The 18,608-nt window shown below is 53.2% G+C and carries 16 protein-coding genes and 1 tRNA gene; 1 reads left to right on the top strand and 16 read right to left on the bottom strand.

Annotated features, from left to right (window positions below; all coding sequences use genetic code 11):
- Window positions 1-5 precede the first annotated feature (5 nt).
- From mutS to ACZCED_RS01365, 10 genes are all read right to left on the bottom strand, one after another.
- Window positions 6-2,609: a DNA mismatch repair protein MutS gene (gene mutS / locus ACZCED_RS01410; RefSeq protein WP_464860051.1), complete on the bottom strand. Its 2,604-nt coding sequence runs from the start codon at window positions 2,607-2,609 to the stop codon at window positions 6-8.
- A gap of 150 nt (window positions 2,610-2,759) precedes the next feature.
- Entirely contained in the window at window positions 2,760-3,158 is a 399-nt protein-coding gene (locus ACZCED_RS01405; RefSeq protein WP_462968887.1) for a hypothetical protein, read from the bottom strand.
- Window positions 3,159-3,295: 137 nt separating this feature from the next.
- Entirely contained in the window at window positions 3,296-4,072 is a 777-nt protein-coding gene (locus tag ACZCED_RS01400) for a UPF0280 family protein (protein ID WP_462968888.1), read from the bottom strand.
- A gap of 18 nt (window positions 4,073-4,090) precedes the next feature.
- On the bottom strand, window positions 4,091-5,269 hold the full coding sequence (locus ACZCED_RS01395) for a deoxyguanosinetriphosphate triphosphohydrolase family protein (protein WP_462968889.1): 1,179 nt from the start codon (window positions 5,267-5,269) through the stop codon (window positions 4,091-4,093).
- Window positions 5,256-6,035 (bottom strand): ATP-grasp domain-containing protein, encoded by a 780-nt coding sequence (locus ACZCED_RS01390; protein WP_462968890.1) that lies wholly within the window; start codon window positions 6,033-6,035, stop codon window positions 5,256-5,258. The genes ACZCED_RS01395 and ACZCED_RS01390 overlap by 14 nt, the downstream gene beginning before the upstream one ends.
- A gap of 2 nt (window positions 6,036-6,037) precedes the next feature.
- Window positions 6,038-6,892 carry a P-loop NTPase gene (locus ACZCED_RS01385; RefSeq protein ID WP_462968891.1) on the bottom strand — a complete coding sequence of 285 codons (855 nt, stop codon included), beginning with the start codon at window positions 6,890-6,892 and terminating at the stop codon, window positions 6,038-6,040.
- Entirely contained in the window at window positions 6,882-7,373 is a 492-nt protein-coding gene (locus tag ACZCED_RS01380; protein WP_462968892.1) for a Mut7-C RNAse domain-containing protein, read from the bottom strand. Before ACZCED_RS01380 ends, ACZCED_RS01385 begins: the two co-directional genes overlap by 11 nt.
- Complete coding sequence (locus ACZCED_RS01375) at window positions 7,370-8,116, bottom strand: LolA-like protein (RefSeq protein WP_464860050.1); 747 nt, start codon at window positions 8,114-8,116, stop codon at window positions 7,370-7,372. Before ACZCED_RS01375 ends, ACZCED_RS01380 begins: the two co-directional genes overlap by 4 nt.
- Window positions 8,117-8,187: 71 nt before the next feature.
- Window positions 8,188-9,897 (bottom strand): tetratricopeptide repeat protein, encoded by a 1,710-nt coding sequence (locus ACZCED_RS01370; RefSeq protein ID WP_464860049.1) that lies wholly within the window; start codon window positions 9,895-9,897, stop codon window positions 8,188-8,190.
- A 103-nt stretch (window positions 9,898-10,000) separates the two neighbouring features.
- Window positions 10,001-10,945, bottom strand: coding sequence for a sigma-70 family RNA polymerase sigma factor (locus ACZCED_RS01365; RefSeq protein WP_462968895.1), 945 nt, complete (start codon window positions 10,943-10,945; stop codon window positions 10,001-10,003).
- Between the two features lie 118 nt (window positions 10,946-11,063).
- Here ACZCED_RS01365 and ACZCED_RS01360 point away from each other — a divergent pair.
- Window positions 11,064-11,140 (top strand) — tRNA-Arg (locus ACZCED_RS01360).
- A gap of 903 nt (window positions 11,141-12,043) precedes the next feature.
- On the opposite strand, the gene ACZCED_RS01355 is transcribed toward ACZCED_RS01360, so the two are convergent.
- The 6 genes from ACZCED_RS01355 to ACZCED_RS01330 all read right to left on the bottom strand — a co-directional run bounded on the left by ACZCED_RS01355 (window position 12,044) and on the right by ACZCED_RS01330 (window position 18,061).
- Window positions 12,044-12,424 (bottom strand): response regulator, encoded by a 381-nt coding sequence (locus ACZCED_RS01355; protein WP_319410053.1) that lies wholly within the window; start codon window positions 12,422-12,424, stop codon window positions 12,044-12,046.
- Between the two features lie 172 nt (window positions 12,425-12,596).
- Window positions 12,597-13,445: an HDOD domain-containing protein gene (locus ACZCED_RS01350; RefSeq protein ID WP_462968896.1), complete on the bottom strand. Its 849-nt coding sequence runs from the start codon at window positions 13,443-13,445 to the stop codon at window positions 12,597-12,599.
- Window positions 13,446-13,496: 51 nt separating this feature from the next.
- Window positions 13,497-14,177, bottom strand: a complete 681-nt coding sequence (locus ACZCED_RS01345) for a hypothetical protein (RefSeq protein ID WP_462968897.1) — start codon at window positions 14,175-14,177, stop codon at window positions 13,497-13,499.
- Window positions 14,178-14,650: 473 nt separating this feature from the next.
- Window positions 14,651-15,391, bottom strand: a complete 741-nt coding sequence (locus ACZCED_RS01340; protein ID WP_462968898.1) for a Stp1/IreP family PP2C-type Ser/Thr phosphatase — start codon at window positions 15,389-15,391, stop codon at window positions 14,651-14,653.
- 103 nt (window positions 15,392-15,494) lie between these two features.
- Window positions 15,495-17,138 (bottom strand): protein kinase domain-containing protein, encoded by a 1,644-nt coding sequence (locus ACZCED_RS01335; RefSeq protein ID WP_464860048.1) that lies wholly within the window; start codon window positions 17,136-17,138, stop codon window positions 15,495-15,497.
- 44 nt (window positions 17,139-17,182) lie between these two features.
- Window positions 17,183-18,061, bottom strand: coding sequence for a hypothetical protein (locus ACZCED_RS01330; protein WP_462968900.1), 879 nt, complete (start codon window positions 18,059-18,061; stop codon window positions 17,183-17,185).
- Window positions 18,062-18,608 lie beyond the last annotated feature (547 nt).

The following is an 18,608-nucleotide window of genomic DNA, read 5'->3' as shown; positions in this document are numbered from 1 at the left end:
AAAAGTCAATTCAAAACGGATTGTACCTTGATCTGCAATTCGTTTAACACATTCAGGGCATCGATGGGGGTCATTCGGCGCAAATCCAGCATCTGTATCGATTCCAATAGCTTCCGTTCCATTGGACTGAACAGTTCCAATTGGACGTGCCCATTTCTTTTTTTCCGGCCGGCGCCGGTCGGTTTGTTTTCAGCGGTTCGAGGATGAATTCCCGTTTCGATCTGGGCAAGAATCTTTTTGGAACGCCGGATCACCGGTTCGGGAATCCCTGCCAGCCTCGCAACCTGGATGCCATAGCTGCGATTGGTACCTCCTTCGACCAATTTTCTCAAGAAAATGATTTCGTCGTTCCACTCCTTGACGGCGATATTGTAGTTCTTGACCCGGTCGAGTTGGTTTTCCAGTTCGGTCAGTTCGTGGTAGTGGGTGGCAAATAGGGTGCGGGTGCCCGTGCCGTTCAGGTCGTGAAGGTGCTCGGCCACGGCCCAGGCGATGCTCAAGCCGTCATAGGTTGACGTACCGCGGCCGATCTCATCCAGAATCACCAGGCTCTTTTCTGTGGCGTTATTGACGATGTTGGCCGTTTCCTGCATTTCCACCATAAAGGTGCTCTGGCCGGCTGAAAGGTTGTCCAACGCGCCTACCCGGGTGAAGATGCGGTCGGTAATGGCGATATTGGCCGTCTCCGCTGGCACGAACGATCCCATCTGGGCCATGATGGTTACCAGCGCCACCTGCCTGAGCACAGTGGATTTTCCTGCCATGTTGGGGCCGGTGATGATCAGCACTTGATTGCTGCGATTGTCCATGACAATGGAATTGGGCACGAACCGCTCGCCGGTGATCAGCTTTTCAACCACCGGATGCCGTCCCTCCCGGACCTCCAGAATGCCGTCCGTATTGATCTCCGGTCGGCAATAATCGTTGTTATGGGCGATTTCGGCAAACGTGGACAGACAGTCCACCCGGGCAATGAACCGGGCGACCCGCCGGATATCGGCGTGGTGCGCCTTAACCTGATCCCGGATGGAAACAAAGATATCCATTTCCATACCGTTGCGTCGATCAGCGGCGTTGAGTACCCGGGATTCGAAATGCTTCAACTCGTCGGTGATGTATCGCTCCGCATTCACCAGGGTCTGTTTGCGCACGTAGTGGTCAGGCACCGATTCACTGTGGGTGCGGGAAACCTCGATGTAATAGCCGAATACCTTGTTGTAGCGTACTTTGAGAGAGTTGATGCCGGTAGCACTGCGCTCCTTGGCCTCCAGTTCGGCCAACCACCCCTTGCCGTCCTTGCCGATGCGGATCAATTCATCCAGGTCGGCATCGTAACCCTCCCGGATCATGCCTCCCTCTGTGATCACGGGCGGTGCATCCTCGCGGATGGCCCGATCGATCAGGTCGGCCAGTGCATGCAGTGCGCGGGTGTCACGATCGTACACGTAAGGGGCGGCGGAGAGAAGGGAGAGAGCGGCGAATATATCATTCAATGCGAAAATGGAGCGTTTCATCGCCGTCAGGTCCCGTGCATTGCCATGCCCCATGGAGATCTTGCTGCCCAGGCGTTCAAGGTCCCTTACGGGCTTGAGGGATTCCCGAAGCTCCTTTCGGGTTTGCATCTGTCCCACCGCTTCGGCAACCGCATCGAACCGGACCTGAATCCGGGCAGGATCCAGCAGCGGATATCGCAACCAATGGGCCATGAGCCTTCCGCCCATGGCGGTGACCGTCTGATCCAGGATCCCCAGCAATGTTCCCTGGCGACTGCCGGTGCGGATGTTGGCCGATAATTCCAGGTTGCGGCAACTCTGGTCGTCCACGACGAGGAACTGACCGAGAAAGTAAGTCTGGACGGCGGCAAGGTGTTCGATCTTCTGGCGCTGGGTTTCACCGACATAGTGGATCAGTGCCCCGGCGGCCCCCACCCCGGCTTTCATGGACTCGCATCCGAAACCTTCCAGCGAAAGCGTATCGAACTGCTCGAGCAATCGGCGACGGCTGCCCGCAAACTCGAATGTACGGTCTTCCATCACGGTTACGGCGCCGACGAGGTCCGCCTTTAGAAACGGTGCTATCGCGGCATCGGCATTCAGGGATTCGGGCAGCAGGATCTCCCTGGGGGCCACACGCATGATTTCATCTATAATGGCCGTCATATCGGCCGTTTCGGTTAGGCGGAACGTTCCGGTGGAAATGTCGAGACTGGCCAGGCCCGTCATATGCATGTGCCGGGACAGGGCCAGAATGAAATTGTTGGTCTTTGCATCCAGCAGTTCATCCTCGATAATCATACCGGGGGTCACGACCCGGACCACTTCCCGCTTGACCAGGCCCTTGGCCGCTTTGGGATCTTCCACCTGATCACAGATGGCGACCTTGTAACCATTTTCAATCAGTCTCGAGATATAGCCCTGTGCCGCCCGATAGGGAACCCCGCACATGGGAACCGGCGACTCATCGTGCTTATTGCGCGACGTCAGGGTGATCTCCAGCACACGGGAGGCCGTTTGGGCGTCCTCGAAGAACATCTCGTAGAAGTCGCCCATGCGGTAAAACAAAAGGGCGTCAGGATACCGCTCCTTGATGGAGAGGTACTGCTGCATCATGGGTGTAGCTTTAACGGAGGCCATCAATCATGAAATAATTTCGATTTGTTAAGGATGTGAGGCGGCAGGTGACAGAGGCGGCCACCCAAACAGGGCGGCAGATGACGGGGCAATGCTCCAGGTTCGCCGCGGCCGACGGCACGATCCGGGTCATTTCAATTCAGCAACCGCTTCCACGGGTTCATCTTCAATGGGTTCGTTTTCAATGGTTGCAGTTGGCGAAGGCTCAACGGGAACCGTTTGGGCGGTGAGCTGCTTTTCCAATGACGATACCGTTTCCACGAGGCTGGTCTCCTTGGCCTTTAACGTCTTTATAGTTCTGGCGTCCTTGAAATGTTTAAACAAGCTTGAAAAATAAGAGATCAAAATACCCACCAGGAAAAAGGCCACAAAGAAAACGGCGTTGGCCAGAAACGGCGTTTCGTAATAGAAAAATCCCAGGTCGATCATCAGGCGGCTTTCTGACATGAAAAAATCCTTGTTCTGAAAGATGACCAGTCCGACAAAGCCGAATACGACAATCCAGAAGGCGATTTTCACCTTTTTCATTGTGTGTTTCTCCTCCGCCTGGTTTCCGTTGGGGGGTTAGCGTCGCGTCGGGCCTGGTGGAGTAGGTTACGGGGTGACCGCAACGTCCATGAAACCCTTTGATTATCAAGCATCTTTATCCTTTTCCGACCTAAAACTCAACCTTTTTTTCCTTTGAGCGGGACCAGTTCGATCTGACCCCACGCCCCCATTTCACTCCCGGCGACCACCACGATCCCCAACACCCCGGCGATACGTTTGCCAAAGGCAATGGCTGTTTTTATTTCCCGTGGCGACCGGATCCGGTTGCCAATGGCAGTAGCGGCGGCATCGGCAAGGGCACAAGAATGGGAAACGACACAGACGGCATCGGCCGACCCGGCGGACAAGGAATGGCCCACTGTGCCCGAGGAGGTACACAGCCCGATACCTTCATGCGTATCCGGCAGGTAAATCCCAATTTTCATGCTCAAGGGGGATTGACCGGCAAATATTCCGGCCACCACCGGGCCGTTGGCTTTGATGAAGATATCGCCGCCATTTTCCACCACCACGTGGCGACTGTAATCGAGCAATTTTCGACCGACGGTTGCGGCCATTGCGCCGGCTACAGCCGCCATGGGGCCCACGCCGGCAGCGCTGCCTGCGTCGATCATATTCCTGACGATTTCAGGCGCGAACGCCTGTTCCCGCCAGGGCTCCAACGTTACAGCAAATTCGGGATAGCGATGGATATACCCATCGATCTGCCCTCGGCAGACGAGAACCTGTTCACGGGTTTCGTATTCGAGCAGACGATCGGCCTGGACCATCAGGTCTGTCTCCTGACAGACGACTTGAAAGGCGTGCAAGCCCACACGGCCTACCCGCTGCCGATAGGTTCGTTCATGGTCGTTGGCATTCGAACGCAGCGGTTGGGCGGAGCGTTTTTTCATCGGGTCAACGTCTTTGGTTCAGAAACGAGCCACCGGTCGAAGATGTTCGGGAAACTGGTGCAAAAAGTATCGATCGGTCATTCCTGCAATGTAATCCCGGACAATCTCCGGGTTGCTGTGGTTGGCAATGTAGGCGTCCGACATATCGGCCAAAAACCCGGAAAAGATGTCGGACGAACGATTGCTCGTCACCAGGTCCGCCAACCGCATTTCGAATAGCATCGAAAAGAGCCGTTGAATGGCCGCCGAGTGAACCTTGCTCTTCGGGTTCTTGTAGATACGTTCCAGATTGAAGGCTTTGAGCGCTTTCAATGCATCTGAAATCGTGGGGCTGAAGGCTACGAAATGGTTCTCGCAACTATTCTGGATGACATCGGTTACCAGGCGGTAAACAATGGTACCGTTGGTGTTGCCCAGAATCCGGGAAATGGATTTGGGGATATCGCGGCGATCGAGAAGGCCCAAGCGGATGGCATCTTCAAGATCGCGGCCGATGTAGGCGATGGTGTCGGCCATCCGCACGACACATCCCTCCGTGGTCATGGGGATGAGCGGGTAATCCGGATCGGCCTTCTTGGCAGCGATCTCCGCTTCGAAGGCCGCAAAATCCTTGTCGGGATTGGGGGTCAGCAGACGATTGTGGATCTCGCCGTCATGGCACAAAATTCCGTCCAGGGTCTGCAGGCACAGGTTCCATCCCCGGCCTTTGCGCTCCACCCGATCCAGGAACTGAATGCTCTGGACATTGTGCAAAAAATAACCGATGCCTGCCTGTTGGCACAATTCGGACAGGTATCGCTCGCCTTCATGGCCGAAGGGGGTGTGGCCGATATCATGGCCCAGGGCAATCGCCTCGATAAGATCCTCGTTGAGCCTTAGAAACCTGCCGATGGTGCGGGCGATTTTGGATACCAGTTGAACATGCAGCACCCGGTGGGTGATGTGGTCGTTGGGAATAAGATAAAAGACCTGGGTCTTGTCGATGTAACGGGTATAGGCCCGGCTGTGCAGAATCCGGTCCGAATCCAGAGAGAACGCCTGCCGGTAACCGGCCGCGGTATCGATGATGGGGTGGCGGCGCACCCCGGATTCGCTGGAGGTCGCCACCGGCGAAAAGATTGCCCGTTCCTGTTGGTTCAGGGCGGATTTGATTCGGTCCAGTGTGGGGGGTGTGGATAACCCCTTAAATTTGTCCATCGTCGATCATACGCTCCATCATCTTGAAATAGTCGATTCCAGCGACCCGGAACCCTTCCCGTCCATACTTCATATTGGCTTCCAGGATGGTGTATTGACCGTCGTGACAGCAGATATCCATGCCTACATCGTCCCACCCGCAGACTTGCGCCGCCCGTTGGGCCAGGGCGATGGCGGCTTCGGGTACCGGCGCCAGGCTGATTCGCCCCCCTCTGGCCACATTGGTGCGAAACTCCCCTTCCCCGGCGATCCGCCAATAGGCATGCACCACCTGGCTGCCGATCACGACGACCCGGATGTCACGGTCGGCCGGAAGGTACTGCTGGATGTAAGCCACGTGCCGGTCACGGGTGTAGATCTCCAGATCGACATCGTCGCCGATCAAATATACGCCCCTCCCCATGGCTGAACCACGCGGCTCTTTGGCAATGAACGGATAGGAAAAATATTCCTGGATTTTTGCTTTCTGCCGTTTGCCGTAAAACACGCGGGTTCTGGGATGGGGCAGCCCCGCCAGTTGAAACAGGGCGCTCTGCTTGATTTTGTCCTGAACGCACTTGTAGGTATGGTAACTGGGGAAAGTGGATTTGCCCAGGGCATCGAACAGATCCGCATAGAAGGCAGTGGGATAGTAGATTTTTTGGGCGTCTCGGATCCAACGAACTTCCTCTGGGCTGTAGTCCGTGAAGTTGGGACGAACACCGATGGTGCGGACATTGCTGCACGCGCGCAAGCGGGCCTCCAGCGCCAAAACCTGCCGCACCATGGCTAGAGGCTGCTGACCAGGGCCCGGACCACTCGGTCCAAGGCATTCACAAAGGGGCCGGAATGGCCGCCGGCGGCTATGGGCGTCCCTTCATCGCAGGCCTTGACCACTTGGGGATCGAAAGGCAATGTACCCAAAAAAAACACCCCCATGTTTTGAGCAGTGACCTGACCACCGCGGCTTTTAAATAATTCGACGGTCTCTCCGCAGCAGGGACAGGCAAATGGCCCCATGTTTTCCACCAGCCCCACAATTTCCAGGTTGACGGTCCGGCAGAAGTTGATTGATTTTCGCACATCGGCAAGCGCCACATCCTGCGGTGTCGTAACAATCAGGGCTTTTGCACCAGTGAGGGTCTGGGCGACGCTCAACGGTTCGTCACCCGTGCCCGGGGGGGAATCGACGATGAGAAAATCCAGCGTTTCCCAGCGTACATCGGCGACGAATTGCCGGATAATGCCGGTTTTGGCGGGTCCGCGCCAGATGACGGCCTGATCGGGATCCTTCATCAGGGACTGCATGGAAACCACTTTCAGATTATCGCCGACGGTCTTGGGGATCACCTGCTGGTCCTCGTTGACATCCAACAGTCCTTTGATGCCCATCATGCCGGCAATGCTGGGGCCATGCAAATCGACATCCAGCAGGCCTGTCGAAAAGCCTTTGCCGGCCAATGCCACGGCCAGGTTGGAGGCGAAACTGGATTTTCCCACACCGCCCTTACCGCTCATGACGATGATTTTATTTTTAATTTTGGACAGGGCGGTGGCGATGGTCTGATCCTGTGCATTCGGTGCCGCGCTGCTACCGCAACTGCCACCACCGCAGCCGCTGTTTCTGGATTGTTTAATGGTCATGGGATTTCTCGTCTTTTTGTTGAAAAATAGTTGAAAGCGTTTTGCCCAAGCGGTCGTGATGACTTCCAGCCCAGTAAATCCGACCACACTTGGCGCATGCATGAAAGGCAAGGTGGCAGTGCCAGACATAGGCAGGCACCAGCCCCCTCACCGCTTCCCGGTCCACCCTTTTAACGGTTTGGTTGCACACGATGCAGCGACTGAACAGTTTGGCGTCGCCCCACTCGAGATTCAACTCCCGCACCACCTGTTTCATCTGTTGAAGCGGCTCGTTATCGCGGATGAATACCAGGGGCCTGTTCCTAAACCGCGACCGCAACCGCCTTGTACGGGTAAGGATGATGCGCGCATCGTCTATCGTTTCAAACAGGTCCGCATCCCGATGTTGGTGCTGGCACAGGGTATCGAATCCGGCCGACCGCAGATGCCGGCCTAATTTCCCGAGCGTGGCATCCGTTGCAAAGCGCGGGCCCGGCCTCATGATGACGGCCTGGCCGGAATGAAAAGGTTATCATCCAAGCGGGCATTGACCTCATACCGGTCCAAAGTTACCGTTACCCGTTCTCCGGAGGATCCCGATAAATCGATTCGCCTGGGCAGAACAAATCCGTCTATGGTCTGCTTACCGGCAGTTGTCAGGGTATAGACCGGATTCTGATGGGCATCGAACCACGTTGAGGCCACCGGATGCATGAAATCATCTACGATGATCCGCTGACGGATCCTGCCCCATCGATCGACCAGTATCAGGCGGCGTTGCGCTTCATTCTCATCGAATACCAGCCGGGCCGAGAATTCCGAATCCATGGGGATTCTCCCCACCAGCAATTCCAGGAGTTCACCCACACTGACGTCAATTTGGATCATTTGCCGCAGGCTGCCGCTGCCGAAACGTCTTTTATAGTATTCACGGGATGGGTGCATGACAAGAAAGAGATGTTTCCCGTCACTGGAAACGGTGCCGGCCGATCCGCCGAAGGGAGCGAACATGTCGATTCTTAAACGGTCGGATAACTGGCCCGCCATAGCCGCTCTAAAGGATTGTGCCGGTTGTTTTGGGCTGGAAAGGGTTATCTTTCCGACACATTTGAATCGGGTCAGATCGGCGTTGGTTAACCTCAGACCGGCCACCACCTGTTCCGCCGCAAGATCGCGGTGGCTATGCGGTGTTGAAAACCGCGCACAGCCGCCCGCCAGCCAGGCGGTCATGAATAGGATCAGCACTGACCACCCACTCAAATAAAAAGGAGCGTGATCGGATAACAACCGATGGCGAAGGCGGGAAAACGCAACGTTCATGGTTCCAGCAGGCGGATCTTCTCTTCTATGGCCGTTTTGTCTGTGTGGCCGTTTTCAATGGATTGGCGGTAACTCTGCCGGGCTTTTTCAGTCAGACCAAGCTTGTGGTAGACATCCCCCAGGTGTTCCAAAATGATGGGGTCGTCCGGGACCTGGCTGGAGGCCTGCTCCAGCAGCGGCAAAGCCTTTTCATATTGCCCCCGCTTAAAGTAAACCCAGGCGAGACTGTCGGTTATATACCCGTCACCGGGCTTGTGTTCGAGCGCTCTGCGAATCAGCTGTTCCGCTTCATCCAGATTGATACCCATATCGGTATACGTGTATCCCAGATAGTTCAGTGCGTTGGCGTTGTCCGGTTCCAAACGGATCACCTGCTTCATGGCGGCGATAGAGTCTTCCCTCTTTCCCCACTTGTCGTAAACCACACCCAAGCGGAAATATAGGCGCGGGTTCTCAGGATCCAGGCCGAGGCCGTCTTTAAGGGCCGTTTCGGCCTTGTCGTAGGCCGCCACCTGTTCGTAGAAGGATCCCAGATAGAGGCGGAATTCATGATTTTTCGGATCCTTTTCGATCGTCTCCAAGAGAAAATCAATGGCTGCCTGAAGCTGCTCCATCTCCTGGTAAAGCAGTGCGGCGTGTACCGCTGCGTTTTGGAAAAAACGCGAGCCCGGCGCAACCTGTTTTAACTGGTCGATGGCTGCGCTCTTTTTTCCCAGGCCATCCAGGGCCACGCCAGCCAGGTAGTTGAGGTCTGAATTATCCGGCGCACCCTTGATCATTCCCCGGATAATGATCGTTGCCGCTTCAAAATCCCGGGCATCCAGGTAGTTTCTCACCAGAATTCGGACGACCTCCTGATCTTCCTGACTCCTTTTTCCCAAGGAAGTAAATACGTTTTGGGCCTTTTTTTTCAGTCCCTGTCGATAGTAGGCATGGCCCAAGGCCATGCTAGCCTGGACATTGCCGGGATTCTGCTTCAGGATTTCATTATATATGGAAGCGGCCTTGTCATATTTTTTATCGGTTTCATACAAGGCGCCCAGTTCGAAACGAGACTCCACCAGTTCGGGTTCCAGAGCCAATGTTTTTTCAAAGTAGGTTTTTGCTGTTTTGCCATCGCCTTTGATTGCGTTGATCCGGCCCAGGAAAAAATAGCCCGCATAGGATCCGGGAAAGACGCTGACGAGCTGTTCATATACCTGTTCGGCCTGGTCCCATTGCTCCTGGTCCATGAGCATGCTGCCCAGTTGGAGATAGATATTCTGCTGGGACGGGTCCAGGGCAATTACCCGTGAAAAGGCATCTATGGCAGCTTCAGTCTGATTGACATTCTGATGAATCCGTCCGGCAAGAATTAGCGTATCGACATCATCAGGATGACTGGCCAAAATGTCGTCTAATAAATTAATGGCAGCCGCCGTGTCTTTTTTCAGCAGCCAGAACCCAGCCAGTTCACGCTTCAGATACACCGACTCCGGATCCTTTGCCAAGGCCTGCTGCATGAGTTCAACGGCGCGATCCACATTGCCTTTTTTAAGGGACAGATGCGCCTCGGAAAAAAGATAATAGGCATTAACCGGACGAACCTTGGCGTCTGGCAGAGGCTTCCAGCCCGCGCCCCGGGATCCCAAGCCCGTCAGGCCGCACCCCGACAGAAAAATCATGCAAAGGATTAAAAATATGTGTCTAACACCTATTTTTGTCATTTAATATTCTCTCATCCAATAAACATGGCCAAGCAGACAGCCGTATCGCTTGGCCAATGATATACGTCTGAAACAGTCGAATACACGGTCGCAGACAGAGCGATCAGGAGACACCCTCCGTATATGTCTCAAAGTCGGGGATTTCCTTTTTAAAGTAATCCCGCATCTTTTTGACCACATTTTTTTCTACCTGTCTCACACGCTCACGGGATATACCGTATTTATCTCCGATCTCCTGGAGCGTCACTGGACTGTCGGAAAAGATCCGCTTGTCAAATATCTCCAGTTCCCGGTCGGTCATCTGGGTTCTGAATTCGGCAATTTTCTCATTGAGCAGGGAGGACATCTCTTTTTTTGCCACCGTATCCTCAGCCGATTCTGACTCCGTGCTCATGAATTCGATTCGCTCGGTATCGGAATCCTCTTTGAGCGGTGCATCCAAGGAGATGTCCCAACCGTCCAAGCGCTGGTCCATGTCCACAATTTCACGTTCGGAGACGCCCAATCGCTGGGAAAGCAGTTTTGGTTTGGGATCAAAGCCCTCTTCGATGAGTTTCTGCTTTTCTTTCTTCAACTTAAAAAAGAGCTTACGTTGCCCCTGGGTCGTGCCGATTTTCACCAGGCGCCAATTGTCCATGATGAATTTGAGGATATACGCCTTGATCCAGAAGGAGGCGTAGTAGGAAAACTTGACGTTCTTATACGGGTCAAATTTTTTAACTGCCTGCATCAAGCCTATATTGCCCTCTTGAATCAGGTCCAGCAGGTTCTGCATCCAAACCCGCTGAAATTCCAACGCAATTTTAACCACCAATCGCAGATTCGAAGTAACCAGCCGATAAGCGGCCTCCTGGTCCCCGTGCTCCTGCACCCGTTTTCCCAACGAGACCTCTTCCTCCCGGGTCAACAGGTTGTAGCGGCTGATCTCCGAAAGGTAACGCTGGAGCGGATCATATTTGACAAGTGATTTGTCGCTGGTCCGACCACCTGTCAGCGGGGCTGTTTTTTTCGCCGATGGTTTCGCCTTTTTTATTTTTGCCTTTTTCATTCCCCTACCCGGGCTCTGCAATAGTTACATATCGGCAATGATGGCCGTCAACCATTGCCAGGCCTGTTTTTCGTGTGGACAAGACTCTGACGTTATGTTACGGGTGTCGTCTGTTTACGCGCCTGTAGCTCAGCTGGATAGAGCAACGGACTTCTAATCCGTAGGCCGCAGGTTCGAATCCTGCCAGGCGCGCCACGGTTACTCCTCTTATCTAATATTTATAAGCCTTTGAGATTAAATCTGGAGGCTTATTTTTTTGTTTTGCACCCTCCGGATTCCTCACCGGCCATTTTTGTGCCGATCAAAAGTGCGCCGAGACAATGAACGCATCGGGAATCGGTTTTCATGCTTCGGAACATTCCCCGAGACTTGTGGGAGCAAAGCATAGCCCCCGCATCGGGATCGCACGAATGATTCAATCAACCGGCATAAGCAATAATTAATACCATCGTTTTATAATTTTCACAATCGCAACCTGATCATCACATCCGAACCCGTTCAGCTACTGAATAACCACCACCCTCTCGACGGATTGGCCGGCAATGGCTCAGGTGATAAGCCATCTCGTTGTGCAGAATCCACCCGAATGAAAAGCACGACGAATTTTTCATACACAGTTACCCTACCGTTGTCACTGGCAGCCTATCCATCTGGAAATGAGGCGCGCTGCCGCTCTTGAGCGGTGATCGTATGGGTCGAAAATTATATTTTTTCGGGTAGCCGTGATCCTTCATGGTGGACCTAAGATCGAATGCGCTGGATTGATCCGCCGCAAGCCAGGGAAGTATGCCCGCTTTCGCAGTTTGATCGTATTATCCGCAAAAAAAGGCCGGACAGGAACTGTCCGGCACAATCAAGATCGGATAGTATGGGTTCGGTTGAACAAGGGACCCGAGAATCTCAGATCGAAAGGAAGATGGGGGTTGACTGTCGAGATCATCTTATTTTGAAAGGCGCTGCAGGACGAGTGTTAACCGTTGATTTCGTCGCGTTTTGATAGCATGTGCGTTCAACGCAAGAAAATACAAAAGAGGCGGGAGACGTGACCCATGCGATTCTGGCAATACGCCATGGATGATCGGCACCGCTGACGTCTGTCTATTCCACAGGCCTGAGTTTCAGGATATTCTTAGCCCGCTCGATCAACTGTTCGCCCTTGAACGGCTTGACGATGTAATCCTTGACGCCCATTTTAACGATCTGCATGACATTTTCCTTGCCTGATTCGGCCGTGAGCATGATCACCGGAATGTCCTTCAAATCATTTTCGGCTTTGAGCTTGCCAAGCATTTCGATTCCTGTCATCACCGGCATGGTGATGTCGAGGATTATCAGATCCGGCATTTCCTTGGCGGCGATAGCCAGGCCCTCTACCCCGTTCTCACCTTCATAGAGTTCACAGTTGTAAGGTTTAAAGGCCTTTTTGACGATCATCCGAATGGTTTTACTGTCATCAACCGTAAGGATCTTGTACGCCATCACTTACCTCCGGAATAATTTAAAAATTAAACGTCTGGTTTCAAATGCTTTCGAATTAGTAATATCGGTTCCGGCCTTCGTTTCTTTAGTAAATTATTGAAAAAAACAGGGCGACACGTTCCTTGTCGACAACAAGGCCATCACGCACGTCATCCAGCCGGGCCGACGGCGCTCATTCTATCGAAAAAAGCGCATTGACACGATCCATTTTTGTATCAAAATCATCAATGACCCCCTGGATCTGAGAGAGTTGCAGACCGACTGACCGGGCGACCCGATCGTCTTCTGGGTAGGACGGATCATCGACCCCCAGCCCGATCTCCATTTTGCGGCACAAGGCATCTGCCATATAGACAATGGACGCTTCCAGATAGCAGCCCGCTGCTTCCAATGGCGTATGCGAATAGCGGATGATGCATTGAAGCGGTGTCGGGAAATGCCAGTTTTTCGCTACCATGGCTCCCACCTGGCAGTGATCGAAACCCAAAACCTGTCGCTCCGCCTCCTTGAAGGTCATGGCCTGTGTTTTTACACGGCTCATGATCGGCTCTATCGCCGATCTCACATGCTGATTCAAAACAACCTTGCCGATGTCACGCAGCAAGGCCCCCGTGAATAGGAGACTGGTCTGCTTGACCCCTTTTATATCAGCCAGGTCATTGGCCAAAATGGCAGCGGAGACGGCACTCTTCCACAGTTCTCCGCTGTTTAATCCGTATCCATCATGCGACCCGTTGAAATTCTCCGAACAACTGACCAAAAGCACCAAATCGACCACCTGGGTCATGCCAAGATAGACGACGGCCTGCTTGGCGTCATTAATTTTACCCGGCAATCCAAAATATGAAGAGTTGGCCAGTTTCAATACGTTGGCCGTCAATGCCGGTTCATGGCGGATGATGTCGGACAGATCGGACATACCGCAATCCGGATCGTCCAGAAGCGCCATGACTTTCCCAGCAACCTCCGATACCGGTTTTAGATGATCGACCGCTTCAATGATTGACTCTACCGTAGACATCGTTTTTTCTCCGCTTGCGCCGGCAGGTTAACGGATTAAGGCCCATTGCGGCTAACTACAAACACGGTGGTCCAGCAATTCTCGAAGCTGGCCTTTTGTTTCCGCGTCAAGGTGTTTGAAGCAAAGGGCATTGGTTCGGGTCTCCGGGGGATTCTTCGCATTATTACCATTTGCCCTGATCGGAACGACCGCATAGGGAATGTTGTGTACATAGATGCCCTTTTCGGTCATCAACAGGTCGAGTTGGACTCTTCCGGGATCAGTTATGCTGATAGTGTCGCCACCAAAGGCCATCCCCCCAATGCTCAGGTTCGTAACTTGCCCCATGGCTGCCGGTTCGGATTTATAAAGGACCATGGCAATCTCTCCGATGCTCATATTTGTATAATTGCGCAATGGATCGAATCTATTTCTTAAAATGACAAATGTGCCACGTGGCATGGAATAACGTTTATGCTTTCGCCGTTCAACCATGGGATCTCCCTGCAAATAATCGGTTAAGGATTTCGAATGAATAGGGCTTGACATTTGACAGCTTGCAAGGAGTTTGCCAGAAATTTTTCCCAACGCTTTCAAGGCCGGTTTGGATTGAAATGAATGCCCGGTGTCATCTGTGAACCGCCCGCGATGCGCATTTTTCGTGAAGGGGCATAACTTGGCAGAAACCCTAATGAAGCTTGACCACAGGCCGGTTCTGCCTCCCGGCAACATGGGTTGGCCGGGTGTGGCCACAGGCTTCAATCCGCCGGCTCGCAGGTTCCCGCCTTAATCGGTGGAGCATACAATGACTCGCGGAGTTAAAACAATAAATTGGCGGGACCGACGGTTTTTTGATGCCTGGACCGTCACGCTCAGTTGTAACCGCCGATAGGTTTTAAATGTCGACATTTGCTGTCATTCTGGCCTGTCGACTGTCACCTCGGCGACTACGGCAAAGGAACCGGCACACGAATGGTGGGTCGTGGGCCTGGATAGACCACGCCCATGGTCCTCCCCCGGTTCTTCAACCATTTCTTAACATCCACAGAACATAAAAGATCCGATCTAATCGCACCTGGACCGGGTGGAATGGTTGAATGTTGGATGCGTATCGACATCGATCACCTCAACATCCAGGGTGTTCGGTTACAAACCGAATCGCGGCAGGGTTTTGAAAAACGACGGTGATGGGGACCAGGGCATGCGGAAAGGATCATTCGTTATCATCAGGCAACGACCGACAACACAACGGTCACATTGTCTTTTCCGCCAGCTTGTTTGGCCAGTTTAATCAGGGCTGCGGACTTATCACTCAGGGTTCCATCGGCGCATAACGTTGAAAAAACGTCTGACTCGCTGACCATATCGGTAAGTCCGTCGCTGCAAAGGAGAAACAAGTCGCCTGGATTCTTTTTGCCTTTCAGAATGTCCAGGGCGACGGTTTCGTTAACCCCCACCGCTCTGAGGATCACGTTGCGCATGGCGTGCCGCCGCGCTTCGTCCGGACTGATGAGTCCCTGATCCAGCTGTTCTTGAACCAGCGAGTGGTCCTTTGTCAGTTGTTTTAGCGTGCTGTTTTTCAGCCGGTAGGTTCTTGAATCACCCACATGCCCGATAATGAAGCTATCCTGAGAAAAGGCCAGCAAGTCGGCGGTACACCCCATACCCTGGTCTCTGGGATGGCGTCCGACGTGCTTGAGTATTTTGTCGTTGGCCAGCTTATAGGTGGTCTGTACCCGGGCGATGGTGTTCTCTTCAGACATACCGTCATGGCCGTCAAAAACGGCTTTGGCGGTCTCGGCGAATATCCGACTGGCGACCTCCCCGGCGGCGGCGCCTCCCATGCCATCAGCAACCAGGCAGTAATGGCATGCTTCGTTGATATAAAATACATCCTCATTGTTGGTGCGGACATTTCCCACGTCCGTCCCACCGTGGTAATTGATCTTCGGAGATTCCTGTGACACCTGAGTTCCACCTTTCCCATCCTATCGGATAATTTTAATAACAGATCACTGAATATCCCGCTGCCGGCGGGCCGCGCACGTTCTATGCAATGCGCATCCGAGATCAGGCAACCGGGCCCGGTCCCGGTTCCGGTGTTTCGAAGTTGGCCCGCATGAAAAGCGCCAAGTCCGAGGCATCGTAGGTAATTCCCAGGTGGTTTTTCAATTTCAGCAGATCGTTGTTCAGCTCCAGGGCGGTCTGATACCGCTTGACAGTTGACTTCTCCAGGCACTTCATAACGATATCGTTCAATGCTTGGGGAATGTCCGGCCTTTTTGTAATGATCGGCGGAATGGTCATCTGCGGGATGGTACGGATGGCTTCAATGTCGTTGGCAAAACGATAGAGGCGACTGCCGGAAAGGATTTCATAAAAGACCAGGCCGAGGGCATAGATGTCTATCTGATGGTTCACCTCTTGCCCCATGGCCTGTTCGGGAGATAGATAGGAAAGCTTGCCTTTGATCACGCCGGCCTGGGTCAGAGATGGTTCTGACGTGGCCTTGGAAATGCCGAAGTCGCTGAGTTTGACTTCACCGTTCAGGGATATCAGGATGTTCTGGGGACTGATGTCCCGGTGGATAATATTAAGCGGGAGTCCGGTCTTGTCGTCCCTGCGGGTATGGGAATAGTGAAGCCCGCTGCTGATCTTAAGGATCAGAAACACCGCCATATCCACCGGCAACCCCTTTTTAATAAACCCCATGATCTCGGCGAGGTTCTTGCCATTCACATATTCCATGGCGATGAAATAAGCGTTCTGAATTTTCCCGAAATCGGCAATTTGCACCACATTGGGGTGCTGCAGGAGCGCTGCCAGACGGGCTTCCCTGATAAACATATCGATAAAGTCACGATTGTCTGCCAGATGGGGCAGCACTTTTTTAACGGCAACCGACTTCCGGAAGCCGTCTTCCCGAAGATAATCGGCCAGGTAAAGTTCAGCCATCCCCCCCTGGGCGATCTTTTGGGTCAACAGGTATGGCCCGATCCGGGTCATGCCTTCCATGGCTTTTTGCCTTGCGGCTTCTCGTAGCTTAAGGGTTCGCTCCAGGAGAAAAAGCGTGCAGCCAATAACTGCCAGGCTAATAACCAGAGACACCATCATGTACAGGTGGTAGCTTTTGACCGACGCCGCCAGCTTCTGAGCCCCCCAGCCAATGGATACCTTGCCGATTTTCACCCCCGAATAGGTGACATCGTTCTCAAAGATCATCACCGGTGTCAGACCATCAACCATTCCGGAGGTGATTTGAACACCGTTGATGGTGTCCATCGTGCTTTCCGCAGAAGCGGGCTTCAGCTTCAGGTTGATTTTGGCTGGATCGGAATGGGCAAGGATGGTGTCTTGGTGATCCAGTATGGCGGCATATCGAATTTCCGGGTTCTCCATCACCTCCCGAATGGCAACGGTCAAAGAGAGGATATCAGTAGACAGAATAGGCGACCCACTCTTATCGGAAAGGCCAAGGGTCAGATCGACGCCCTTGTTGAAAAAAGTCTTTTCCGCGTCTTCGATTTTCCCCTGAAGGATGAAAAAGACAATCAGGTTGAGGATCATCCAGACGGCTACACCAACGGCGACATGCCGCTTGATCGGGGATCCGGACATAAACGCCTTTACCTTTCCGGTGATTGAATGGATGGTTGTTGTGGACAACTGCTTCATCCACATCATTGTTGTTGACGCTTTTTCGCTGGCAGGCATGCGTGTTCTCCTTGCCTTCCGGTTCGCTCGTTTAAAGGGGCTTCTCAATCACCGGACAGTTTCTTGATGATGTCTGCGCATCGGTTGATCATCTGCCGCCGGAACCACCCCAAATCGTCACGGCGTGAAAGTTCACGAAGATTGACCCCTCTGGACTGCCACATCTGTGCCGGTCCATTTTCCTTTATTCCCGGTCTGACGACCGTGAACCGCTCCAAATTGGCCTGAAGCATGAACGCTCGGGACAAGGGCTTATGGCTTCCGCATAACGGACATATCATTTCCCGATCATCTGACGGATCGTTAAAACCGGCGCTCCAGGCTCTGATTTTCGCTGCCATGGCCGATCTCAATGCGTCCACTCCCTGGAAATCCTGAACCAGCAGGATGAATACAATCATCAGCAAGCTGACCAGCGCCGACAAGAAAAACACGGTGGTCAGAGCGACGGAACCACTGGCGTTCATGGCCAGAAAAATTTCGCCGATCTTGGTGCCGGCATAAATAATGTCGGACGACAAACATACCGCACGGGTGCCGTCATCAAGCGTATTGAGCCAATAGCTGACACCCTCTTTCTGCTTTGCCGTTTTTGACGACATCGCCAGCAGTTGGTCAGGGTTGGTGAAAGCGATAATTTTATTTTTGTGATCAATGATGGAGACATTGACCACCCCCTTCACCGTGGCGACATCCTTCGCCAGACGGGTTAAGGCCGGAACGTTCTGTTCGAGCAGTGGCAGGCCGGCCTGTTCGGCCTTTAACAGGACGACCTTAATGCCCGCGGCCGTCACGCGGTCGATCCGGTTGTTTTCCTGGGCGGCAATGAACAGGTAAAAAAAGACGGCCGCCACCCACCAGATTAGCAGGCAGATAAACCAGCGGGTCTTTTTAATCCGTCCAGGCGCGTTCTCAGTTTTCACGTATGCAATTCTCCACTATCGGGTGCAATCCGCATATGAACCCTGCACGGTGTTTCAGTCGCTGGAAACGCCACCCCGCCAAAAAACCTTTACGGGTATTCACGTCGCTGCCAGCCAGCCTTTCAATAGAGCATAAAAGTATTATGATACCAGTGGATTGTCAAGGAACATCTCCTTTTAAGCCGGTCCATTACGGCACGACATGACAGGCAACGAGCTTGATCGTCATCATCGCCTTGTATCATCCTTGTGCGGCAAAAACCGGGCCTTTCAGGCTTTACCACCGCTGATTATGCACGGGCAGCGGCTATTGAATTTAAAAAGCTGCTATGGTAGATAAACTAAGGATTTTCTTGTAAGATAGAACAAGCGTGAGTCCTTATTTCTATCACGGCACTGGTTCTCGCTGCTTTTCTCAGCCGTTACCGGAGTGATCAGCATGTCTCTGACTGGCTCACGTTCAATACTTAACTGTGTCGGGTTCCTCCTGCACCTGATATTTGCAGCCGCTTTTCTGGGCTGTGCCGGCCCAAGCGCCATCCCTTCG

The sequence above is a fragment of the Desulfosarcina sp. genome (assembly GCF_055467485.1).
This window is presented reverse-complemented; position numbering and strand designations above follow the sequence as displayed.